Source organism: bacterium, assembly GCA_035549195.1.
GTDB lineage: Bacteria > Oederibacteriota > Muellerivitia > Muellerivitales > Muellerivitaceae > DASZRK01.
The window spans coordinates 55,730-77,565 of record DASZRK010000015.1; the positions used below are offsets into that span (position 1 = coordinate 55,730).

Below are 21,836 nucleotides of genomic sequence, written 5' to 3' on the forward strand. Positions count from 1 at the left end.
GGGGCTTGGATCGGCCGCGAAAGGGCCTTAAACGGCCTTTTCGCCCTTCTCACCGGTGCGGATCCGGATGGCGTTGGCGACGGGGGAGATGAAGATCTTCCCGTCCCCGATCTCGCCGGTCCTGGCGCACTTCACGATGATATCGGTGACCTTGGCCACCTTCTTGTCGTTCACCACCGCGGTGAGGACCAGCTTGGGAAGCAGCCCCTCGACGGTCTGGCCCCGGTAGGACTCGGTGATGCCCTTCTGGACGCCGTGGCCCTGCACCTCGGCCACCGTCACGCCCGAATAACCCACGGCCTTCAGGCCGTCCAAAACCGCCCTTAAAGCGCTGGGGCGGATGATCGCTTCCACTTTCTTCATTTGACCCTCCTGATTTTATCTTTCTTTCGGTTCATTCTCTCAATTCAGAATTAAGAATTCAAAAATCTTAATTGTCTTAAATGTGGTAACCCTCTTCCCCGTGCTGGGAAAGGTCCAGGCCCAATTCCTCTTCCTTGGCGCTGACCCGCATCCCCACCGTCTTCTCGACGAGGAAATAGAGGATGACCGTGCCGATGAAGGAGAAGACCATGGTGGCCAGGACCGTTTTGACCTGGATCAGGAGCTGCGCCGGGTTGCCGGCGAAGAACCCGTCATGGCCGTTGACCGCCTTGACGGCCCAGAGGCCGGTGGCCAGGGCCCCGAAGGTCCCGCCGATGCCGTGCACCCCGAAGGCGTCCAGCGAATCGTCATAGCCGAGCTTGAGCTTGACCTGGATGGCCAGGTAACAAAGGAAGCTCACCAGGAAGCCGATCCAGAGGGACCCCGCCACGTTCACGAAACCGCAGGCCGGGGTGATGGCGACCAGTCCGGCGACCGCGCCCGAGGCCGCGCCCAGGGTGGTGGCCTTGCGGTGATGGAACCATTCGATCAGGCACCAGGAGAGGGCCGCCGCGGCGGTGGCGGTATTGGTGGTCAGGAAGGCGTTGGCCGCCAGGCCGTTGGCCGCGACCGCCGAACCGGCGTTGAAACCGAACCAGCCGAACCAGAGCAGGCTGGCCCCCAACAGCACGTAGGTCATGTTGTGGGGCACCATGGATTCCTTGCCGTAGCCCTTTCGGGTCCCCAAGAGGAGCGCCAAGGCCAGGGCCGAATACCCGGCGGTCATATGCACGACCGTGCCGCCCGCGAAGTCCAGCGCGCCCATCTGGCAGAAGACGCCGTTCGGCGACCAGACCCAATGGCAGACCGGGTCATAGATGAAGGTGGCCCAGAGCAGGGAGAAGAGCACGAAGCCGGTGAACTTCACGCGCTCCGCGAAAGCCCCGGTGATGAGGGCCGGGGTGATGATGGCGAACATGGCCTGGAACATGATGAAGGCATAGTGGGGGATGGTCCCGGCCAGGGGGCTCGTTTCCGGAAGGTTGTTCAGGAAAGCCCACTGCAGACCCCCGAAATAGGGATTGCCGTCCCCGAAGGCGATGGAGTAACCGAAGATCACCCATTGGATGCTGATGAGGGCGATCATGAAGAAACTCTGCATGATGGTGGCCATCACGTTCTTCTTGCGCACCATGCCGGCGTAGAAAAAGGCGAGGCCGGGGGTCATCAGGAGCACCAAAGCCGCCGAGGCCAGCACCCAGGCCGTGTCACCGGCGCTGATGGCCGGAGCCGCCGGTGCCGGGGTGGCCGCAACCGCCGGGGTCGCTGCCGCCGGTGCCGTCTGCGCCATGGCGCAAGCCGTCATCACGAAGAAGAGACCCGTTGCTAAGGCCAAGAAAAAGCCCCTTCGGGTCCCTTTCCCTAAATGAGAAAATTTCATCTCTCTTCTCCTTTGAATAGTGGATAAGCCCTGGAAGGGCCAGGCCTCTAAAAGCCAGTTCCATGCCAGGCGAAACCGGTTAAAAATAAATGTTTTTGGGGGCAATGGGTAAAAATAAAAACACCATTATTGTAATATTGATACATTAACGTAGTTTCGTTTTGTGTCTTGTTCCTTATAACACCTCTTCCCGGCCCTTTCGTCCAAACCTTTGCCGGGAAAAGGGTTCCCTGGAACGCACCGCATTTCGGCCGGAACAACCAAACCCGCAAGGTATAGTGTTTTAAGAAAGCCGTTCATTCCCCGACCTCGAAGGACCCTGGATGCGAAGAACCTGTTTGGGCCTTTTGCTGCTCCTCTTGCCCCTTCCCCTCCTGGCCCAGAACCTTTCCCACGTGAAGGTGGAGATGCTGACCGAGCAGACCTCCGTCCAGTCCGGCGGCAGCGTGACCTTGGGGTTCCATTTCCGCATGCAGAAGGGATGGCACCTCTATTGGCAGAACCCGGGCGACTCGGGCCAAGCCCCTTCCATCATCTGGACCCTGCCCGACGGCTTCACCGCGGGCGACATCCTTTGGCCCGCTCCCCAGCGCCTCACCCTTCCCAACCTGGCCGATTACGGCTACACCAACGAGGTGGTCCTCATGGTCCCCATCCAGTCGCCCCCGAAGCTCAAATCCGGCCGCTTCGTGCGTTTCTCCGCCAAGGTCCGCTGGCTGGTCTGCAACGAGATCTGCATCCCCGGCGACATGAACTTCAACGCCCGGCTGGTGGTGAAGAACCACAGACCCAAGGTGAGCGGGCGCCACGAATATTATTTCCAGATGGCCCGCCGGGCCCTCCCCAAGCCCCTTCCGGAGGGCTGGAACGCTTCGGCCTTCCTGGGCAAGAAGGACTTCTTCATCAACGTCTCCCCCGCCGGTTCCCTTTCCAAGACCGCCACGGCCGCCTTCATGCCGTTGAACCCCAACCAGATCGAGAACGCGGCCACGCCGGCCTTCCGTTGGACCGGGTCCTCCTTCCAGATCAAGCTGAAGCGGTCGGACCAGATGACGCAGGTCCCCGGGACCCTCGACGGGGTCCTGGTGGTCAAGGACAAGAAGAACACCAAGTCCTATCAACTTTCCATGCCCCTTCAGGGGAATGGCACCTCGGAGGCGGAACATGATCCGTAAGAATTTCATCCGGACCGGCCTGGCGGCAGGACTTTTGGCCGCGTGGCTGGGCGGCAGCTTGGCGGCGGCCGAACTGAACAAACCCGCGCCGGACTTCTCGGCGGTGGACAGCAAGGGCAAGGTCCACGAGCTCAAGAAACTGAAGGGCCTCTATGTGGTCCTGGAGTGGCACAACCAGGATTGTCCCTTCGTACGGAGCCAATACGCCAAGGGCAAGATGCAGAAGCTGCAGGAAAAATGGGTGGGCCGGGGAGTCCAATGGTTCACGGTCATCTCATCGGCCCCCGGCAAGGAAGGCTATGTCGATGCCGACGGCGCCAACCAGGACGCGAAAAAGAACAAGGCCCATGTCACCGCGACCCTGCTGGACCCGAAGGGGAAGTTGGGCCGGGCCTATGGGGCCAAGACCACGCCCCACATGTTCGTCATCGACCCCAAGGGCGACCTCATCTATGACGGCGCCATCGACAACGCGCCCCTCGAGGACGCGATCGAAGCCAAGACCGGGGACGGGCAACCCTACGTCAATTACGTGGACAAGGCCCTCACCCAATCCAAGGCGGGCCAGAAGGTCTCCGACCCCGCCATGGCGCCCTACGGCTGCCACGTCAAATACTGAGGATCAAGCCTTCCGGAGGAAGCCCCAGACCCCCGCGATGACCAACAATCCCCCCAGGGCGGGGGCGATGAAATGGCGGGTAGCCGGTTGCAGCAACAGGTTGACCGCCCCCATGTAACCCACCGATCCCCCGATCACCGTAAGGAACCAGGCCTGTTTGCCCTCGATCCTGTCCTGGCGGAAACCCATGAGGATGGCGGCCGCCACCGCCCCCAACGCTAACAGATGCATCGGCCAGGGCAGGGGACCCGGGGTCATGCGCCAGACCAGGACCCAGAGCCCCAGCCAGCAGAAGGACACCAGCGCCAGTCCCATACAAAGCCTTCGGATGGCCCCTTCCCCGCTCTTGAGCACCTCCGCCGAAAGCACCAGCAACGAGAACCCCACCAGCACCGGAAAACCATAGAGCAACAAAAGCGAGTTGAACTGGGAGTGGTCCCGTGCCAGGTAATCCCGGTAGGGTTCATCGAAGAAGACACCCCCGCTGAAGACCATCGTCATGGCGCCCAAACGGTAGAGAAGACCCCAACCCCGCATTTCCAACCTCCTGAAAAAAAGAGCGCCGGGCCGCCTTACGGCGGTCCGGCGCTCCGATCTGTCGAAAGAACGGCTTTATTTGGAGCTGATGTTCTCCGACGCCTTGTCCATCTTGAAGCCATTGTAGCCGAGGACGCCCATTTCGGGGATGTCCAGGCCTTCCATCTCGACCGAAGCCTCGACCCGGTTCCCGACCGTCACCTGGATCAATCCGAAAACGATCAGGGAGAGCACGGTGAGGGTGACGAAGCAGGTCACGACCCCGATGATCTGGGCGATCAATTGGGAGGAGTCGCCGTAGAACAACCCGGTCACGCCCTTGCCCGCCACGCCCATATAGTTGGCGGCGCCCACGCCGTTCCAGCCCGCGCCATAGGCGCCGTCGCCGAAGAGCCCCAAGGATAGGCAGCCCCAGGCCCCGTTCACGCCGTGCACCGCGATGGCCCCGACGGGATCGTCGATGTGGATCTTATCGAAGAAATAAACGGCTTCCACCACCAGCACCCCGGAGACGGCCCCGATGATGCAGGCGCCGGGGGCGTTCACGAAGGCGCAGGGGCAGGTGATCGCCACCAAACCGGCCAGCATGCCGTTCACGATCATGCCCGGATCCGGTTTGCCCATCCGCACGAACATGCACCACAGCATGGCGAAGACCGCGCCGGTCGCCGAAGCCAACATCGTGTTGACCGCGATGACGCTGATGCGCAGGTCCGAACCCGAGAGGGTCGAGCCGGGGTTGAACCCGAACCAGCCGAAGGCCAGGATGAAGCAACCCGCGATGGCCAGGGGCAGGTTATGGGCCGGGATGGTGTTGGCCGAGCCGTCCTTGTTGTACTTGCCGATGCGCGGACCGATGATCCAGGCGCCGATGAGGGCGATCACGCCGCCCTGCATATGGACCACCGAGGAACCCGCGAAGTCCACGTAGCCGTGGCCCAGGCCGAAGTTGCCGCCCAATTGGGCCAGCCAGCCTCCGCCCCAGACCCAGTTCCCGAACACGGGATACATGATGGTCCCGATGGCGACGCCGTAGAGGCAGAAGGCCGACCATTTCCAGCGTTCCGCCATGGCCCCGGTGGGGATGGTGGCGGTGGTGTCCATGAACACCATCTGGAAGAGGAAGAGGGTGAACACGCTGGAGTCATAGGCGGCCCCGGTGAGGAAGCAGCCCGTGGTCCCCAGGATCCCGAAAGACTTCCCGAAGAGCGTCCAGGTGATCTCGTGGCTCAAGCCCCCGTAGCCGCCCAGGGTCCCCAGGCTCCCCAGCCCGCCGAACATGAAGGCGAACCCGCAGACATAGAATCCCAGCATGCCGAAGGGGTAGATCATCATGTTCATGGTCATGGTGTGGGCCGCGTTCTTGGCGCGGGTGAGCCCCGTCTCCACCATGGCGAACCCGGCCTGCATGAACATCACCAGAAAGCCGGTGATGAGGGTCCACATGATGTTGATGGCCACCCGGTTGTGCCCGATGGCCAGGATCAGTTCCTGGGGCGTCGGGTTGGCCGTGTCCTTGAAGCTGTTGAAGGAGGTCAGGTCCGAGGCGGCCCCGTAGCTGGCCCCCGTCGAATCCGGACCGGCGGGAGTGGGCGCCGGAGCGGCCGGAGCCGCCGCCGGAGCCGCGGCCGGCGCCGCAGCGGGAGTGGAGGTTTGGGCTTGCGCCGCCCCCATCACCACGAAGGACATGAGCGCCGCGAACAGAAGCGCCGCGCACCCTCGCCGGAATTTCAAGACCGCATCTCGTTTCATTTTTTCCTCCTGGAAGTGGTACTGAATTGCACCGTCGGGCGAAGTATCCATTCGGCTTCCGGGAGCGTCCAATGGGAAATGGGTCTACAAAAAAATCTTTACGACGCCTTTACTACCAAAACTGTGGATGCGGCAATTTGATGCGGGCCGTCGTACAAAAGCGTCATTTTGTGGATACGCCGAAGCTCGACCGCATGGGCCCCGTGCTAGGATAAGGACCCGTCGGCGGGCCTTATCTTCCCGCGCCGGACATACGAGGACCGAATGCGATGAGACCGATCCGCAAGCCCGCCTTTTCTGAATGGGCCGCCTATGTTTTTTCCCTGGCCGTCATGGCGATCTGCAACATCATCGCCCTTCTCTTCCTTTACCATCTGGCCATCACCAATATCCTGATGATCTATCTCATTGGGATCCTCGCCGTGGTCTCCCGCACCGGCTACGGGCCTTCGGTCCTGGCCTGCGTGGTGGGCGTGCTGAGCTTCGACTTCTTCATCGTCCCGCCGCGCCTCGACTTCACGCCCGGCCATTACCAATATGTGATCACCCTGGTCGTGGTCCTGCTCTTCACCCTTTCCCTGAGCCGCATGACCGCCCGTATCCGCGCCGAGGCCCAGGCCAGCCGCCGGCGCGAGGCCCAGACCGCCGCCCTCTTCGAGCTCAGCCGCCGCCTGGCCGCCGAGGCCGAGAAGGACCCGGACTTCAACGGGGCCGTGGCCCTCATCGGGGACATCTTCGAGTGCCATTCGGTCCTCCTGGTCCCGGGACCCGATGGTTCCCTCGGACCCCGGGCCGGAACGCAAGGACCTTCCCCCTGGAACGACCTCAAGAAGGAAGCCGCCCAGGCGGCCTTCCAAAAGGGGGACATGGTGGACCTGGGCACGCCGGACTTTCCCGGGACCGGCTGTCTTTTCGTCCCCCTCCTGGCCCCCGAAGGGCCCATGGGAGTCCTAGGGCTCCAACCCCGGGCGGGAACGCTGGGTCCCAGCCCCGACCAGCGCCACTTCCTCCAGGCCCTGGCCAACTTGATCGGGGCCATCCAGCAGAAGGCCCGATTGGAGGAGGAGAACCGGAAGAACCGCCTCAAGGCCGAAGCCGAGATGGTGCGAAACGCCCTGCTGAGTTCCGTGTCCCACGACCTCAGGACGCCCTTGGCCGTCATCACCGGGTCCGCCAGCAGCCTTTTGGACCCCGGGAGCCGGCTGAGCGACGCTTCGCGCCGCGAGCTCCTGCAGGACATCCTGGGCGAGTCCGATCGCTTGAACCGTTTCGTGGGGAACCTGCTGGAGATGACCCGGTTGGACTCGGGGGAAATGCTCCTCAAGAAGGAACTCCAACCCCTGGAGGAGGTGCTGGGGCCCGCCCTGGGACGGTTGGAGGGCAAGCTCCAGGGCCGCTCCCTCGTCACCGACCTCCCCCCCACCCTGCCCATGGTCCCCATGGACGGCCTGCTGATGGAGCAGGTCTTCGTCAACCTCATCGAGAACGCCCTGAAATACACCCCGGCGGGCTCCCCCATCCGTATCGGCGCCCGGGTCCAAGGGGACCATCTGGAGTTGGAGGTGAGCGACCAGGGGCCGGGCTTGGCGGCGGGCGATGAGGAAAAGGTCTTCGAGAAGTTCTACCGGGGCCGCGCCGGCTCCCAGAAGGAAGGCGTGGGCCTGGGATTGGCCATCTGCCGGGGGGTGGTGGAGGCCCATGGCGGGAGGATCGGCGCCGGGAACCGGCCCGAAGGCGGCGCCCGCTTTTACTTCACCCTGCCGTTGGCCGAAAGGGCCCTGACCCTGGAAAGGAAGCGTTGATATGGCCGAAGCCCTGCCGACCATCCTGATCATCGAGGACGAGGCGCCCATCCGGCGTTTCCTGCGGCTTTCACTGGAGGACCGGGATTTCCGTCTGGTGGAATCCTCCACCGGCGAGGAAGGGCTCGCCCTGGCCTCCTCCCACAACCCCGAGGTCATCCTGCTCGACCTGGGGTTGCCCGACATGGACGGCCTGGAAGTGATCCAAAGGACCCGGGCCTGGACCCCGGTCCCCATCATCGTGCTGTCCGCCCGGGACAAGGAACAGGACAAGATCAAGGCGCTCGAGTCGGGGGCCGACGACTACCTCACCAAACCCTTCAGCGTGGGCGAACTGACCGCCCGCATCAAGGTGGCCCTGCGCCACTCCAACCGCACCGGGGGCGCCTCCCCGAGCGGCCTTTACCAGAACGGGGTCCTGAAGGTGGACCTGGAGAACCGCCAGGTCTTTTTGGACGGCAAGGAAGTGCACCTGACGCCCACCGAATACAAGTTGCTCGCCATCCTGGCGCGCCGACCGGGCAAACTGGTCACCCGTTGGGAATTGCTGCGGGACGTCTGGGGACCGGCGGGAGGGGACTCGGGGCACTACCTTCGGATCTATGTGCATCAGTTGCGGCAGAAGCTGGAGGAGAACCCGGCCCAACCCCGCTACCTCATCACCGAGGCGGGCATCGGTTACCGGCTGAGGGCCGAATAGGCCTAACGTTCCGTTCCGGCCATGTTCCGGTAGAGGTTCTGGCTCCTCATATAGGTAAGGTCGCCATGTTGGGCCTTCAGGTAATCCAAGGCGGGGCGCAGTTCGAGGGAAAGGAATTCCCGGGTCCATTCGGCTCCCAGGAGGCCTTCATAGATGTACCAGCAACGCTGGACGGAATAATAGCGCTCGAACCAGACCTGGAACCCGCCCACCGGGACCGGGAACCAGGCGAAGGACCGCTGGATGCGGTAATCGCCCACCCGCGGGGCGCGCCATCCCCGGATCCGCCAACGCATAGGTCCCTCCCCCGACACGGTCGCTCGATCAAATCTAACCGAGCCGCCGGATGGGGACCTGTTAGGAATGCATAAAGATTTTCCGGGGGCGAAGCCCTCAGCGCACCGTGGGATAGGGGGTCGGATGCGCCTCGCGCCCGGCCCAGGCCTTCTTGAACCAATAGCCCGAGTAATAGACCCGGGGCACGCCGTTCCCGTCCTCTTGCAGGTGCAAGGTCCCGCCATCGCCATAAAAGAGCCCCGGGACCAGCAGGTCCTGGTCCGAAAGCGGCAGGACGGCCACCTGGAACTCCCAATCCTTGATCCCCAGGGACCGGAAGGAGACCTTCAGGTCCACGGTCAGGAACCCTTCCCGTTCGGTGAGCCTCACCCTCGAGAAGTCGATCTGGCCGTCGGAGTTCTCCAACAGGTAATCCCCTTCCCGGGCCTTCCAGATCGCCGGGATCGGCGCCGGCTGGATCTTCTCCAACGGGATGGGGAAATGGAACCCTCCGAGCAATGCCACTTCCCGGCCACCCGCCTTCGTGAAGGTCAGGGGATATTGGGGCAGGTCGATGGGGAAGATGAGGATCATCAGGTGGGGGATGAAGGTGTCCTGGGAGACCGGGAGGAGGTCCAGGCCGTGGCCTTGGAACTCGATGCCCAGGCACTTGTCCTTGGCGGTGATGGGGGCCACCTGGCCCAAGGCCGAATAGACCCCCGCGAAGGCCTGCAGGGCCCCTTGCGGCACCTCCACCGTCTTGGGCATCTCGATCTTCTTTTGGGCTAGGTCGAGCTTAACGGACCACTTGGTTTGCAAAGCCAGCTTCAGGACCCTCTGGGATAAGGCATCGGCGATCTTGCCCGCCTCCATCGAATTAGAGAGGACCGCCACACCCAACCCCTCGGGTCGAAGCAGGGTCATGGAGGCGAAATAACCCGGATAGGTCCCGTCGCACCAGGCCGTCTCCATGCCCTCCACGGGGAACCCGTTCAGGTTCCAACCCAGCCCCATGACATGACCGAAGTCGAGCGGGAGCCCCGGGTATTGGGGGGTGAAAAAGGACCGGACCGTGCGGGCCTTCAAGGGTCCGTGGGCCGGGCCGCCGAGGAGATAGGCCATGAACTTCCCCAGGTCCCGGGCCGAGGACACCATGCCCGCCGCCGGCACGTCCCGCAATAGGGCCTTGAGGTCCGCCCCATCGGGCAGGTGCCCCCGCGCCGTGCCGACACCGGGCACCGGGGGTTCGAAAGCCGAGTCCTCCATTCCCAGTTGGTCGAACAGGTCCCGCTTCACCGCCTCGGGGAAGGACGTCCTGCGCTGGACCTCGACGAGCCGGCCCAGCAGATCGTAGTCGGTATAGGAGTAACGGTAGCGGCTTTGGGGCGGATCATAGAGGTGGTCGGTCTTGAGTTCCTCCACGAAGCCCGCCAGGTCCGTGGGGTCTTCCACCCAAAGCCCCTTGAGGAAGAACCCGGGAAGTCCCGAGTGGTCGGCCAAGAGCGCCCGGGGCGTGATGGGTCGGGTCTTCTTGAAACGGCTTTGGATGCGGAAATCGGGTAGCACCTGTTCGATCGGACGGTCCAGGCCCAGCTTTCCCCTTTCGACCAGGCTCATGACCTCCGCGGCGGTGAAGACCCGCGACAAGCCCCCTAGCGCGTAACGGGTCTCGGCCTTGGCGGGGACATCCTTGTCCGCCTCCCCGAAGCCCTCGGCCCAGACGATCCTGCCGCCCTCCACCAGGACGATGCTCAACCCCTTCACATGCTCCTTGTTCATCTGTTCCTTGATGAAGCGGGAAAGATCGGTCTTCAGTTGGTCGTCGGTGTAGGGGTAAGGGGTCGGCGAGGGGGCGGGAGTGACGACAGGGGTTTGGGCCCCCAGGGGATAGACGAGCAGGAAGGACCCGAAAGCCCAGGAAAGGGCGGGGTGTTTCATGGGATGGATTCTATCCCATTTTTACTTGAGCGCTTCCTCGATCTTGGGCAGGTGGGCCCGGCGGTGCTGGGCGCGGTGGAGGTTGCGCTCCAACCCCGAACCGACCAGTTCGTCGAATTGGGCCTGGGTGAGCATTTCCACCACCCGGTCCGCGGCCTCGGCGGCGTCCACCACCAGCTCCGCCGCCGCGGCGGGCGGCAACCCTTCGGCGACCTTGGCCAAGGGTTCGTTGATGGCCTCGAAATCGAGCGAGACGGGCTTCACGCCCTTTTGGATATAGCGCTCCAGGCGGGCCACTTGGCTCAGGTCCCAAAAGGCCAGATGGGCCAGGGCCTGGGTGATGGTCCAGCCGTTGGGAAGCAGCTTGGCGTAGTCGCCTTCCTTCATGCCGCCCACCAGGGCCTTGATGCGCTCCAATTCCCTCGCGTTGTCCTGCAGGATCATGTGACGGTCCGCCATAAGTCCCTCCCTGTGGAGAACCAAAGGGTGATTTTTTCCCCCGGCCCGATTAAAGTTCTTCCATCATAAAGAGAAGCGAGGAAAAAAACATGGAAGCCCCCCAATATCCCGTCGGCCCCAATCCCAAGCCCGAGGACCAGCCTTCCCGGGAGACCTTGATCGGGATCATCGAAGCCGCTCCCCAGGCCCTGCGCCAAGCGGTGGCGGGCCTGACCGACGCCCAATTGGACACCAAGTATAAGAATTGGACCATCCGCCAGATCGCCCACCACCTGGCCGACAGCCATGTGAACAGCTATGTCCGCTTCAAATGGGCGCTGACCGAAGACAACCCGACCATCAAAGCCTATGACGAGAACAAATGGTCGGACCTGGAGGAATCGAGGACGGGCTCCCTGGACGCCACCCTGGCCCTCTTCGAGGGTCTGCACCGCCAATGGGTGCAGTTGTTAAGGACGATGACGGAGGAGCAGTTCCAGCGGACCTTCCACCACCCGGTCTACAACCGCACCCAATCCCTGGCCAGTGCCTTGGGCACCTATGCCTGGCATTGCCGACACCACACCGGGCAGATCCTCTGGATGCGGGAGAACAAGCGGGTCTAGACGAGGAGATTATCGTTCCAATCGCGGATCGTGTGCCTTCCCACGATGCCTTCGAGAACGAAGGGATCGTCCTTGACGAAGGCCTCGGCCGCGGCGCGGTCCTTGAAGATGCCCATGGAGCCCAACCCGTCGGCGAAGGGCCCGACGGCGAGGATGTCCTTCCGCGTGATGAAGGGCGTCAAATGGGCTTCGTGACGCGGATAGAGCGCCATGGCGTCCTCCCGGGTCTTGCCCGGGGCCATTTCATAAAAAATGACAGCTTTCATTTCCCGCCTCCTGGAATGGATGGGGAATTATAGACCTCTCCCTTCCCCGAAAACATCGGCGCTCGTACCCCCCTTAAACAATCATTCGGTTGAAGAGAGGGGGATTCTGGAGAGGATTCTGCCCCAAGGGAGGAAGCCCGGAAATCACCTGTTTGGAAGGCACCCTGCGGATTACCCAAGCAGGTGGTGAGTAGGTCTATTGCCTGAAGCAAAACAAAAGATGCTTAACCAACTATTCTGAAAAAATCTTGGCGGGCATTAGAAAATTCCTGATTTCAAATATTTGCTCGTTTAAGAGATCATTCATCGGCCTTCTTGGTGTTTAACAACTCATAAACTTTCGGGATACAAAAAAATCTGTATGTTCCCTTTTCTATTACCATTAAAAGTTCGGACTTTGAAAGTTTATTTAAATGATTAGATGCGGTAACCCTGCTCATAATTCCAGCTCTTTCTACAAAAGATGGACTCGTATAAATATTTTCAAATATATGGTCGGGCAATTTCGAATTAAAAATCTTCGGAAATTTCGACTTTAACCTCTCGTTAAAATACTCGTGCTCCTTTTTCAGTTTTAGAATCAATTCAGAAGTGGACTGCGCTTGTCTTGTTATCGCTCTCAACATGAATAACGTAAATCTCTGCCAAGCTCTATTTTTTGTCACACCCAAGAGAGAGTGATAATAGATCGGCCTTTTTTTATTCAAATATTCACTCACATTTAAAATTGGATGCGTCAGCAATCCTTCCTGAACAAGATGTAAGACCAAAAGAATACGTCCGGTTCTTCCATTGCCATCTCCAAACGGGTGAATGGCCTCAAATTGATAGTGACAAAGAACCGCTCTTATCAAAGATGAACCAACAATCTTAGGATCTGATGTGTTGGCAAATCTTTCCCAATTGCTCATTTTTTGTGGAATTAATGACGCTATCGGAGGGGTATAAATGGTTTTAGGAGGAATGTTTTTGGTCTGAATAGCATTCGGTGTTCTTCGATAACCTTCTTTGGTACCAAGTACGCGCTCTTGCACTCCACAAATCAATTTATGTGTTAACTGATAACTTCTTAAATTATTAAACCCCCATTTGATGGCATCCAAATATTGAATTGCTTTTTCCGCCGCCGGAGATTTTTGTTCATCGGGGAACATCTGTCCTTGAATGACATCGTTTACTGTCGTTTGTAAGGCCTCTATTTCCAGACTGGCCACCGATTCTCGGATCATCGGCAACGATAAGAAAACCATTGGATTGGGTGCAAATCCACACAACCCTTTCAAATAGGACAACTCTTTTTCAGCATGGACTAATTCGCTTAAAACGTTTGGATGTTTAATTAACGAATTAAAAGACAACGGAGGTAAGGGCGGGAGACCATCGAATGGGAGATGAGGCTTAAATTCCATGAATTTAGTATACGTTAAAAAATAACGTTTTTCTTTACGTATTAATATTGGCCGTCAAAAAGCTTTACATATACAAACAGGCTTATTTACCTAACCGCGAAATACTCGCACTCCGGATGATGAATGACGATGGCGCTGGTGGATTGCTCGGGCACCATCATGTGGGCTTCCGTCAGGGTCACGCCGATGGCCTTCGTGGCGTCCAGGAGCCTGAAATACTTCTCTTGATCGCTTTGCTCGGGGCAGGCTGGATAGCCCGGCGAATAGCGCTTCCCTTGCCCGATGGGCAGGTCCCATTCCTTGCGGATCCGGCGGTGGATCCATTCCGCCATAGCCTCAGCCGTCTGCACCGCCAACCCATGCATATAGTAGGAATCGGTGTATTTGCCGTCCTTATTGAGCTGTTCCACGATCTCGGTGGCCTTGTTGCCGATGGTGACCACCTGGAAAGCCACCACATCCTTCTCGCCTGACGAGGCGGGACGGAAGTAGTCGGATAGGCACAAGTGCCTCCCCACGCGCTGGCGGGGGAACTTGAAGCGTTCCAGTTCCTTCTTCGGGTCGTTCCCGTCGTAAATGATCAGGTCATTGCCGTCCGAATTGGCCAGGAAGAACCCATAGACCAACTGGGGCTCGAAAAGCCCCTTGGCCAGGATCTCGTCCTGCATCTTCAAACGCATGGGCTCGAACTGCTCCTTGATGAGCTTCTTATATTCTTCCGAATCCTTCCCCTTCACGCCCCAATTGAGCTTGTAGAGCTGGGTCAGGTCCAAATAAGGCCAAACCTCGCGGAGAGGCACCTTCTTGATGATGGAAGTGCCAGCGAAGGGGTTCTTCGGGATGGTCAGGGCCGGCTTCACCGTGGGCGGGAACTCGATGGGCGAGGCCTCTTCTTCCACTTGTTTGACCTCGGCGAAACCCGCCGCCTTGGAGGTCATGGCCTCGTTCTTGATCTTGTTGCGGAAGGTCTCCCGGGAAGCCAGGTCGGAGAGGGCGTTCAAGATATCCAACCCTTCGAAGGCGTCCTTGGCGTAATAGACGCCCGGTTCGTAAAGTTTCTCGTCCACGAAGCTGATGCGGTAGCCGTAACGGCGGTTGATGGCCGCGCCTCCGACCACCACGGGGAACTGAGCGCCCATCTTTTCGAGTTCCTGCACGCAGATGGGCATTTGCTTGGAGGTCACGACCAACAGGGCCGAAAGGCCGATGGCGTCCGCCTTCACTTCCTGGGCTTTCGCGATGATGGTGGAAACGGGCACCTGCTTGCCCAGGTCATAGACCGTGTAGCCGTTGTTGGACAGGATGGTCCGGACCAAGTTCTTGCCGATGTCGTGCACGTCGCCATAGACCGTGGCGAGAACGACCGTGCCCTTGGTGGTGGCAGTGGACTTGTCGAGGAATTGCTCCACGTAGGCGACGGCCCGTTTCATGACCTCGGCGGATTGGAGCACGAAGGGCAGGATGAGTTCCCCGGCTCCGAACTTGTCCCCCACTTCCTTCATGGCGGGCAGAAGCACGGTGTTCAGGGTCTCCACCGCCGACTTTTCCTTCATCACCTCGGCCAGGTCCGCCTCGATCTTGTCGGGCTTGCGGTTGACGATCTTCCAATGCACCTTCTGGGCTGCAGTCATACCCTCGGTTGGGTCGGCGGCCGCTTGCGCCTCCACCGGGCCCTTGCCCGCGAAATGCTGGATGAACTTGGCCAAAGCCTGGGGGTCGCGGTTGAAGACCAGGTCGTCGGCCATCTTGCGCTCATCTTCGGGGATGGCGGCGTAAGGCTTGATGTCAGCGGGGTTCAGGATGGCCATATCGAGGCCCGCCTGCACGCAGTGATAAAGGAAGACGGAATTAAGCACCTCACGGGCCGGCTTGGAAAGCCCGAAGGACACGTTGGAAAGGCCCAGGGTGGTGCGCACCCCCGGGATCTCCTTCTTGATGGCCCGGATGCCTTCCATGGTCTCGACGGCGGAATTGAGGAACTCGGCCTCGCCCGTCGCCAGGGTAAAGGTCAGGGCATCGAAGATGAGGTCCTCGGCCGGGATGCCGTATTCTTTCGTCACGATCTCGGTGATCTTCTTGGCCACTTCGAGCTTGCGGGCGGCCGTCTTGGCCATGCCCTTTTCCTGGGGCTTGTTCTTGTCGTAATAGACGTCGTCGATGGTGAGGGCCACCAGGGCGGCGCCGAACTTCTTGGCCACGGGGCAGATGCGCTGGATACGCTCGCCCTTGCCTTCCAGGTTGATGGAATTAATGATCGCGCGGCCCGGGTAGATCTTGAGCGCCGCCTCGATGACATCCGCCTCGGTGGAGTCGATCATGAGCGGTGTATCGACGCCCAAGGCCATCTTCTTGACCACCTTCATCATCTGTTCCTTCTCATCCACCCGCTCGGTCAGGGCCACGCAGACGTCCAACACGTGGGCGCCGCCCTCGGCCTGGCCCCGGCCCACCGCCACCATGCCCTCATAGTCGTCGGCCAGGAGTAGTTGCTTGATCTTGCGGGAACCCTGGGAATTGACCCTTTCACCCATGATGAGGGGTTTCGGGTCCTGGTCCATGGAGACGGCCTTGATCATGGAGGAGACATTGCAAAGGTGGGTCACCTCCCTCTTCTTGGGAGGCCGGTTGCCGATGGCCTGGACCACCTGGCGCAGATGTTCATGGGTGGTGCCGCAGCAGCCGCCGATGACGTTCACCCCGAATTCCTCGACGAATTCCTTGAGGGCCTTGGCTAGATCCTCGGGCTTCAAGGGGTAAACGGCCTGGCCGCCCCGGTTCTCGGGCAACCCCGCGTTGGGGATGGTGGAAATGGGGATCTCGGAATATTGGGAGAGGTAGCGGACCGGGTCCTTCATTTCCTTGGGGCCCGTGGAGCAGTTCATGCCGATGACGTCGATGGGAAGCCGGGAAAAAGTGGAAAGAACGGAGGTGATGTCCGTTCCCAAAAGCATACGGCCGGTCGTATCCAGCGTGGTCTGGGCCATGAGACCGACCGGGGACTTCTTTTCGGTGCGGGCCCGGTGGCATCCGAAGACCGCCGCGCGCATTTCCAGGATGTCCTGGCTGGTCTCGACCAAAAGGGCGTCCACGCCCGCGTCGATCATGATGCAAGCCTGCTCGTAATAGATGGCTTCCAGTTCGTCGGGCGTGATCTTGCCCAGGTCCGGGTCTTCCGAGGCGGGCAGCATGCCGGTGGGGCCCATGGACCCCACCACGAAGCGGGGTTGTTCGGGGGTGGAATACTGATCGGCCAGTTCGCGGGCCAGCTTCACGGCGGCGGTGTTGATCTCCACGATGCGGTCGCCCAGGCCGTACTCTTCCAGCTTTAGGCGGTTGGAACCGAAGGTATCGGTCTCCAGGCAATCCACGCCCACCTTGAGGAAACCCTCGTGGATCTCGCGCACGACCTCGGGTTTGGTGATGACCAGATAGTCGTTCAGGCCCTCTTTCCCGCCGAAGTCCTCTTTGGTCAGGTTATAGGTCTGGAGGTTGGTGCCCATGGCACCGTCGAAAATGAGAACTTTTTTCTTCAGTTGGTCGAGGAATAGAGGGCGTGCCATGGTCGTTCTTTCTCCCTTGAGGGGAGCGTTAGTTTAGGGGTTCGGCTGGGGGGCTTCAAGGCGTTCAGCCGTGCCCCAGCCCCGCGAAGCGATTGTTTTGCCATAAGGTTGGGGCTAATTTGGGACGTTGAAAGAGGAGCTGTGTTGGAACAGGGATGTAGAAGGATGTGCCCAGATGGCACGATCCAGGAACCCCGACCTTCCATCGGTGTTCATCCCTGTTGCATCAGGTTTTTTGGAAACTTCAAGAACGAAAGGCCCGCCTATGTGGACCATCTTGCTACTGATCATCTCGAACATCTTCATGACCTTCGCCTGGTACGGCCACCTCAAGTACCGGACTTCCCCCCTCTGGATCGCCATCCTGGCCAGTTGGAGCATCGCCTTCTTCGAATACTGCTTCCAGGTGCCGGCCAACCGGATCGGGAGTTACCAGTTCACCACGGCCCAGCTCAAGACCATCCAGGAGGCCATCACGCTGGTGGTCTTTTGCGGTTTCTCGGTGCTTTATTTACGGGAAGACCTGAAATGGAACTATCTGGTGGGATTCGGCTTCATGGTGGTGGCGGTCTTCTTCGTCTTCAAGAAGTGGGATTAAAACCACCTTATTTCTTCACGGCCCCCGGAATGGGCGTAACGACCGCTTTGGCTGCGGACTTGCCATAATTCGCCTTGAGGGCATTCTTCGTTTTGACCTCGGCCGCTTTTTGTCTCGCGATGGCTTTCCGTTGCGCATCTTTTCGCTTCCGGGCCTCGTCCATGTCATTCAGGGAATTCCTGAGGTCCTTTTGGTTATCCGCGCTGGTTTGGAACGGGACCTTTTGAGTTCCATCCTCAATGCTCATTCCTGGGCCCTTCGTCGGCTTATCTTGGGCCTTGCGCATGGAGGTTTCCCCCCATGTCACGACCGTGACCCCAAAGAACAACACCATCAACCACGAGCTGAACTTTTTCATGGCTTCTTTCCTCATGAAGTCCGAGATGAGCTCTTTTTCTTCTTGGCGGGCAGGGTGGCGGCGTAGTCCTTGCCCCACTTGATCCATTTGGAAAGGGCGGCCTTCCCCTTCAACCCGGCGGGGGCCACATAGATGAAGCCCACCATGGGCTTGCCGGTGAAATCCATGGGTCGGGCGTGCTTCTGGGAAACGGCCTTATTGTGCCCTTCCGGACCCACCCGGACCATCAGCTCGTCCTTCACGATCCCCACGAACATCTTGCCGTCCAACAGGAAACAGACACCGCCGAACATCTTCTTGGAGGTGACGCCCTTGGCGCCCTTCAAGATCTCCCGCATGCGTTCTTCGAGCTTTTGATCGTAGGCCATGGTCCCCTCCCGTCCCCATTATCCCCTAAAACAAAAAAGGCGGGGGCCTTTCGGCTCCCCGCCTTGAACGGCTTGGGACTTACTGCGCGGGCGCCGGGGCGCTGTTCTCGGCGGCCTTCTCCTGCATCTTCTCCTTCACATCCTTGCGGCGTTGGCGCTTGTCCTGGCGCTTCTCGCGGCGGTCCTGACGGACTTCCTTGGTGTCCTGGCGGATGTCCTTCTTGTCTTCCTTCACGGCCTCGGTGTTACCGGCGGCCTTGTCCGTCGCCAATTGCTTCACATCCTGACGGCGCTCCTTCTTAGCGTGACGGAGATGCCGGCGATCCTTGCGGACCTGATGGGTATCCTTCGCCACCGGATGGTCCTCGGCCAACGCCAAACCCGTCCCGGCCAAGAAAAGGACGGCCAACGCCAAAGCGATCGAACGTTTCATGCTCTTCCTCCTCGTTTTTGAACTTCACAGGGTTTTAACCCTTCAGGGAATAGGACGCAAGCTCGGGAGGAAAGGTTGCATGGAAAATGTTCGTTAAAAAGCGGCCCTCAGGCGCGCTTTCCAAGGGCCCCCAAGAGGCCCCCCAGGTCCTTGCGCACCCGGCCCGAGGCGACCAGGATCCCCGCCGCCAGGCCCAGATAGAGCCAGGCGAAGATGTCCCGGACGGTCATGGAAGGGATGCCCACCCAGGGCTCCACGAGGGGGTAGAAGGTCTGGGCCAGGAAGAGGGCGAAGAGGGCCACCGCCTCCTTTCGGGCGAAACGCAGGTTGGACAGGATCACCACCCCGAAGAGGGATTGGGCGGAGGTGAGGAAGACCTCCTGGGCCTGCCGTGGGTCCAGGGGCATGGGCAGGACCTTTTCCGCGGAGAGGACGAAGACGAGGGGCAGCATTCCCACCAGGAGGGTCCATTGACTCACGGTCGAGGAAAGGATGGTGTTGAAGCCCGCCGTGGGGCGGGACTTGAGGGCGAAGAGGACGGCCACGATGAACTCGGGCGATTCGCTGGCCAGGGGCGCCAGCCACTGCACCAGGATGAACTCCTCGATGCCCCAATGACGGCCCAGGTCCAAGAGCCCCTCGGCGAAGGGATGGGAGGCCAGGTAGATGACGGCCGCCGCGACGGCGAAGAAGGAGATCACGAAGAGCCGCCGGGGGAAAGGCTTCCAATTATGGATCACCGCCACCGGCCCCTCGGCAGCGGGCTCGGCGGCCCCGCTCCGGAGGAGGCGGGAGAAGTAGAAGGCGAAGAGCGCCAGGAAGAACCCCGTGTCCCAGAGGGAGAGGGTCTTCTTGAAGGGGATGACGAAGGAATAAAGCGTGGCCAAGAGCAGGACCACCGTCTCCAGGCGGAGTCTTTTGTCCAGCACCACTTCCCTTTTACGGGTCTTCCATCCATAGGCCAGCACCACCAGGGCCCAGCCCACCCCGATGAGCAGGCGATTGCCGCCGGTCATGTTGGCCGTGGCATAGGGAACATAGGTGGGGTCCTGCCCGCCGCGCCAGGCGAAATAGATGTCCACGGCGTATTCGGGCGCCACCGCCACCAGGGCGAGCAGGCCCAGGGCGAGCGCGGGCGGGATATCGACCTCGGCCACTTCGGCGGCCCAGGAAAGCAGGTAGGCGGAGGCGAAGATGGCGATGCCGGGGAGCAAGGGGACCCAGGGAATGCCCAGGGAAGGCTGAAGCGCGTGGAGAACGGGCCACTGGAGGGCGAGAAGGGGCGCGAGGATCAACGCCATCCGGTCGACCAAGGGGAGCTGACGATGTCTCTTTTTCACAAGGCCTCCACGGGAATATCCACCCGGTCATCTTAAGGGGAATGTCTTTGCTGAGGAACAAGGTTCGGCGTGGTGGGGAGAGGAAAAGGACACTGATGAAAATGGCGGAGAGAAAGGGATTCGAACCCTTGAGACCCTTTTGGAGCCTATCCCCTTTTCGGGGACGCCTTCTCCCACTCGGCGATCATTTGTTTCTTAACCTTTTGCGTTTGGCGCTTCAGCCATTTCTCTTTTATAACCGCCTCGGATCTATCTTTTACAGGAATGGTAAGAACCAGTCCGACCGGCAATCGATACTTAGTGAACTTTGCACCGCGGCCGGTGGAGTGCCGTTCCAAACGTCCTTCTATATCGTCCGTGATCCCGGTATAAAAAGAATCATCGGAACACTTCAAAAGATAAACGACCCAAGGCAATTTTGTTTCTCCAAACAATGGCGGAGAGAAGGGGATTCGAACCCTTGAGACCCTTTTGGAGCCTATCCCCTTTTTGGGGACGCCTTCTCCCACTCGGCGATCATTTGTTTCTCAGCCTTTTGCGTTTGGCGCTTCGGCCACTTTCCCTTTATAGCCGCTTAAAAGATAAGCACCCAAGGCAAACTTGTTTCTCCAAACAATGGCGGAGAGAAAGGGATTCGAACCCTTGAGACCCTTTTGGAGCCTACACGCTTTCCAGGCGTGCGCCTTCGACCGCTCGGCCATCTCTCCACTCGCCACTACACTAAAAATAAGAAAGGCGAGGATCTCCTCGCCTGGAAACTGGACCTTCCAATTTTCCTTGAGAAAAATTGGTGGAGATGAGCGGGATCGAACCGCCGACCTTCTCGTTGCGAACGAGACGCTCTCCCAACTGAGCTACATCCCCACTGACCTGGCTCTTTTTCGGACTTCCCGGAAGAAGTCGCTCAAGGCCTTCGAACAATCTTCCTTTAATATACCGCCGGTCATATGGACCCGGTGGTTCAATTTCGGATTGTCCAAGACCCTGGCCGTGCTCTCCACCGCCCCCGCCTTGGGGTCGGCCGCGCCGTAATAAAGATGCCGGATCCTCGACAACACGATGCCCCCGCCGCACATGGTGCAGGGCTCCAACGTCACGTAAAGGTCGCAATCGATCAAGCGCCAGCTTCGGAGCTTTTTCGCCGCCTTGGCCATGGCCAACATCTCGGCGTGGGTCAGGGCGTTCTTCTTGCTCTCGGTCAGGTTGTGGCCCCGGGCAATGACCTTTCCCGAATGGACGACGACCGCGCCGACCGGAACCTCACCCTTCAAGGCCGCCTTGCGGGCCTCCTTCAGGGCTTCCTTCATGAAATGTTCGTGGGAAAATGTTCGGATCACGCTTACCCACAAAATGGTGCGTGCCAATTCTCATTTTCAAAAACTCAATAAATGAAATTGGTACTGCGCCATCTTCCTTTATTTCGTGGCGGATTTATTCGCCACTCGTTCAATGAAAAGATGGTGCGCCTGGAGGGACTCGAACCCCCAACCCTCTGATCCGTAGTCAGATGCTCTATCCAATTGAGCCACAGGCGCGGATATTCCCCGAACGTCCACAAAAGGGTGGTTATATTACCCAAAAGCATATTTTTATCGCAAGCGGAAAGGCTTGTAGGGAAAGGCTTTTCGCCTTCGTTTGTCGCTCAATTCCCCTATAATCCCCCTCCCACGTACGGATTGGAAAAGGTTCTTTCGTTCCGTTACGATGAATGCCCACCCCGGCGCGGGAGTCGGGTCCTATACGGCGATGCGGCCCCAACTCCGCTAGGTCCGGAAGGAAGCAACGGTCAGGTCGATGTTCGGGTGTTATAGGTCACCTGGCTCCCGCGACGGGGTGG

General features: G+C 59.8%; 21 protein-coding genes, 3 tRNA genes and 1 other RNA gene. 7 read left to right on the forward strand and 18 right to left on the reverse strand.

All coding sequences use genetic code 11. The features are described 5' to 3' along the window. Nucleotides 1-27: 27 nt before the first annotated feature. Both VHE12_03015 and VHE12_03020 read right to left on the reverse strand, forming a co-directional pair. Nucleotides 28-363, reverse strand: coding sequence for a P-II family nitrogen regulator (locus VHE12_03015; GenBank protein HVZ79756.1), 336 nt, complete (start codon nucleotides 361-363; stop codon nucleotides 28-30). Between the two features lie 76 nt (nucleotides 364-439). Then, nucleotides 440-1,759 carry an ammonium transporter gene (locus VHE12_03020; GenBank protein HVZ79757.1) on the reverse strand — a complete coding sequence of 440 codons (1,320 nt, stop codon included), beginning with the start codon at nucleotides 1,757-1,759 and terminating at the stop codon, nucleotides 440-442. Between the two features lie 368 nt (nucleotides 1,760-2,127). On the opposite strand from VHE12_03020, the gene VHE12_03025 reads away from it, so the two are divergent. After that, nucleotides 2,128-2,979 carry a protein-disulfide reductase DsbD domain-containing protein gene (locus VHE12_03025; protein HVZ79758.1) on the forward strand — a complete coding sequence of 284 codons (852 nt, stop codon included), beginning with the start codon at nucleotides 2,128-2,130 and terminating at the stop codon, nucleotides 2,977-2,979. Further along, the gene (locus VHE12_03030) at nucleotides 2,969-3,598 is read left to right on the forward strand and encodes a redoxin domain-containing protein (GenBank protein ID HVZ79759.1); all 630 of its coding nucleotides are present in this window, start codon (nucleotides 2,969-2,971) and stop codon (nucleotides 3,596-3,598) included. The genes VHE12_03025 and VHE12_03030 overlap by 11 nt, the downstream gene beginning before the upstream one ends. Nucleotides 3,599-3,601: 3 nt before the next feature. On the opposite strand, the gene VHE12_03035 is transcribed toward VHE12_03030, so the two are convergent. After that, on the reverse strand, nucleotides 3,602-4,135 hold the full coding sequence (locus tag VHE12_03035) for a hypothetical protein (protein ID HVZ79760.1): 534 nt from the start codon (nucleotides 4,133-4,135) through the stop codon (nucleotides 3,602-3,604). A 75-nt stretch (nucleotides 4,136-4,210) separates the two neighbouring features. After that, nucleotides 4,211-5,887 carry an ammonium transporter gene (amt, locus tag VHE12_03040; GenBank protein HVZ79761.1) on the reverse strand — a complete coding sequence of 559 codons (1,677 nt, stop codon included), beginning with the start codon at nucleotides 5,885-5,887 and terminating at the stop codon, nucleotides 4,211-4,213. A 269-nt stretch (nucleotides 5,888-6,156) separates the two neighbouring features. On the opposite strand from amt, the gene VHE12_03045 reads away from it, so the two are divergent. Beyond that, complete coding sequence (locus tag VHE12_03045; protein ID HVZ79762.1) at nucleotides 6,157-7,689, forward strand: ATP-binding protein; 1,533 nt, start codon at nucleotides 6,157-6,159, stop codon at nucleotides 7,687-7,689. A gap of 1 nt (nucleotide 7,690) precedes the next feature. Beyond that, the gene (locus VHE12_03050; GenBank protein HVZ79763.1) at nucleotides 7,691-8,389 is read left to right on the forward strand and encodes a response regulator; all 699 of its coding nucleotides are present in this window, start codon (nucleotides 7,691-7,693) and stop codon (nucleotides 8,387-8,389) included. Between the two features lie 2 nt (nucleotides 8,390-8,391). Here the strand turns inward: VHE12_03050 and VHE12_03055 are convergent, their stop codons facing one another. From VHE12_03055 to VHE12_03065, 3 genes are all read right to left on the reverse strand, one after another. After that, on the reverse strand, nucleotides 8,392-8,685 hold the full coding sequence (locus VHE12_03055; GenBank protein HVZ79764.1) for a hypothetical protein: 294 nt from the start codon (nucleotides 8,683-8,685) through the stop codon (nucleotides 8,392-8,394). Nucleotides 8,686-8,782: 97 nt separating this feature from the next. Next, nucleotides 8,783-10,603, reverse strand: coding sequence for a serine hydrolase domain-containing protein (locus VHE12_03060; protein HVZ79765.1), 1,821 nt, complete (start codon nucleotides 10,601-10,603; stop codon nucleotides 8,783-8,785). A gap of 21 nt (nucleotides 10,604-10,624) precedes the next feature. Continuing rightward, nucleotides 10,625-11,062 carry a maleylpyruvate isomerase N-terminal domain-containing protein gene (locus VHE12_03065; GenBank protein HVZ79766.1) on the reverse strand — a complete coding sequence of 146 codons (438 nt, stop codon included), beginning with the start codon at nucleotides 11,060-11,062 and terminating at the stop codon, nucleotides 10,625-10,627. 89 nt (nucleotides 11,063-11,151) lie between these two features. Between VHE12_03065 and VHE12_03070 the strand changes: the two genes are divergently transcribed. Beyond that, nucleotides 11,152-11,667: a putative metal-dependent hydrolase gene (locus VHE12_03070; protein HVZ79767.1), complete on the forward strand. Its 516-nt coding sequence runs from the start codon at nucleotides 11,152-11,154 to the stop codon at nucleotides 11,665-11,667. On the opposite strand, the gene VHE12_03075 is transcribed toward VHE12_03070, so the two are convergent. The 3 genes from VHE12_03075 to metH all read right to left on the reverse strand — a co-directional run bounded on the left by VHE12_03075 (nucleotide 11,664) and on the right by metH (nucleotide 16,902). Beyond that, complete coding sequence (locus VHE12_03075) at nucleotides 11,664-11,933, reverse strand: YciI family protein (GenBank protein HVZ79768.1); 270 nt, start codon at nucleotides 11,931-11,933, stop codon at nucleotides 11,664-11,666. The two genes, VHE12_03070 and VHE12_03075, sit on opposite strands and share 4 nt — an antisense overlap. A 299-nt stretch (nucleotides 11,934-12,232) precedes the next feature. Continuing rightward, on the reverse strand, nucleotides 12,233-13,342 hold the full coding sequence (locus tag VHE12_03080) for a Fic family protein (GenBank protein HVZ79769.1): 1,110 nt from the start codon (nucleotides 13,340-13,342) through the stop codon (nucleotides 12,233-12,235). 86 nt (nucleotides 13,343-13,428) lie between these two features. After that, nucleotides 13,429-16,902 (reverse strand): methionine synthase, encoded by a 3,474-nt coding sequence (gene metH, locus VHE12_03085; GenBank protein ID HVZ79770.1) that lies wholly within the window; start codon nucleotides 16,900-16,902, stop codon nucleotides 13,429-13,431. 265 nt (nucleotides 16,903-17,167) lie between these two features. On the opposite strand from metH, the gene VHE12_03090 reads away from it, so the two are divergent. Further along, entirely contained in the window at nucleotides 17,168-17,500 is a 333-nt protein-coding gene (locus tag VHE12_03090; GenBank protein ID HVZ79771.1) for a DMT family protein, read from the forward strand. A 7-nt stretch (nucleotides 17,501-17,507) separates the two neighbouring features. Here VHE12_03090 and VHE12_03095 read toward each other — a convergent pair whose 3' ends face one another. From VHE12_03095 to VHE12_03130, 8 genes are all read right to left on the reverse strand, one after another. After that, complete coding sequence (locus VHE12_03095) at nucleotides 17,508-17,858, reverse strand: hypothetical protein (GenBank protein HVZ79772.1); 351 nt, start codon at nucleotides 17,856-17,858, stop codon at nucleotides 17,508-17,510. Nucleotides 17,859-17,869: 11 nt separating this feature from the next. Continuing rightward, complete coding sequence (locus VHE12_03100) at nucleotides 17,870-18,226, reverse strand: TfoX/Sxy family protein (protein HVZ79773.1); 357 nt, start codon at nucleotides 18,224-18,226, stop codon at nucleotides 17,870-17,872. 79 nt (nucleotides 18,227-18,305) lie between these two features. Beyond that, a complete protein-coding gene (locus tag VHE12_03105; GenBank protein ID HVZ79774.1) occupies nucleotides 18,306-18,659 on the reverse strand; it encodes a hypothetical protein in 354 nt (117 codons plus the stop codon). A 107-nt stretch (nucleotides 18,660-18,766) separates the two neighbouring features. Continuing rightward, a complete protein-coding gene (locus VHE12_03110) occupies nucleotides 18,767-19,999 on the reverse strand; it encodes a sodium:calcium antiporter (protein HVZ79775.1) in 1,233 nt (410 codons plus the stop codon). A 616-nt stretch (nucleotides 20,000-20,615) separates the two neighbouring features. After that, nucleotides 20,616-20,706 (reverse strand) — tRNA-Ser (locus VHE12_03115). An 81-nt stretch (nucleotides 20,707-20,787) separates the two neighbouring features. Continuing rightward, nucleotides 20,788-20,863 (reverse strand) — tRNA-Ala (locus tag VHE12_03120). Continuing rightward, nucleotides 20,854-21,363, reverse strand: coding sequence for a tRNA adenosine(34) deaminase TadA (gene tadA / locus VHE12_03125; GenBank protein ID HVZ79776.1), 510 nt, complete (start codon nucleotides 21,361-21,363; stop codon nucleotides 20,854-20,856). The genes VHE12_03120 and tadA overlap by 10 nt, the downstream gene beginning before the upstream one ends. Before the next feature lie 94 nt (nucleotides 21,364-21,457). Then, nucleotides 21,458-21,534 (reverse strand) — tRNA-Arg (locus VHE12_03130). A gap of 192 nt (nucleotides 21,535-21,726) precedes the next feature. On the opposite strand from VHE12_03130, the gene ffs reads away from it, so the two are divergent. Then, nucleotides 21,727-21,824: signal recognition particle sRNA small type (gene ffs, locus VHE12_03135), an RNA gene on the forward strand. Nucleotides 21,825-21,836: the final 12 nt, after the last annotated feature.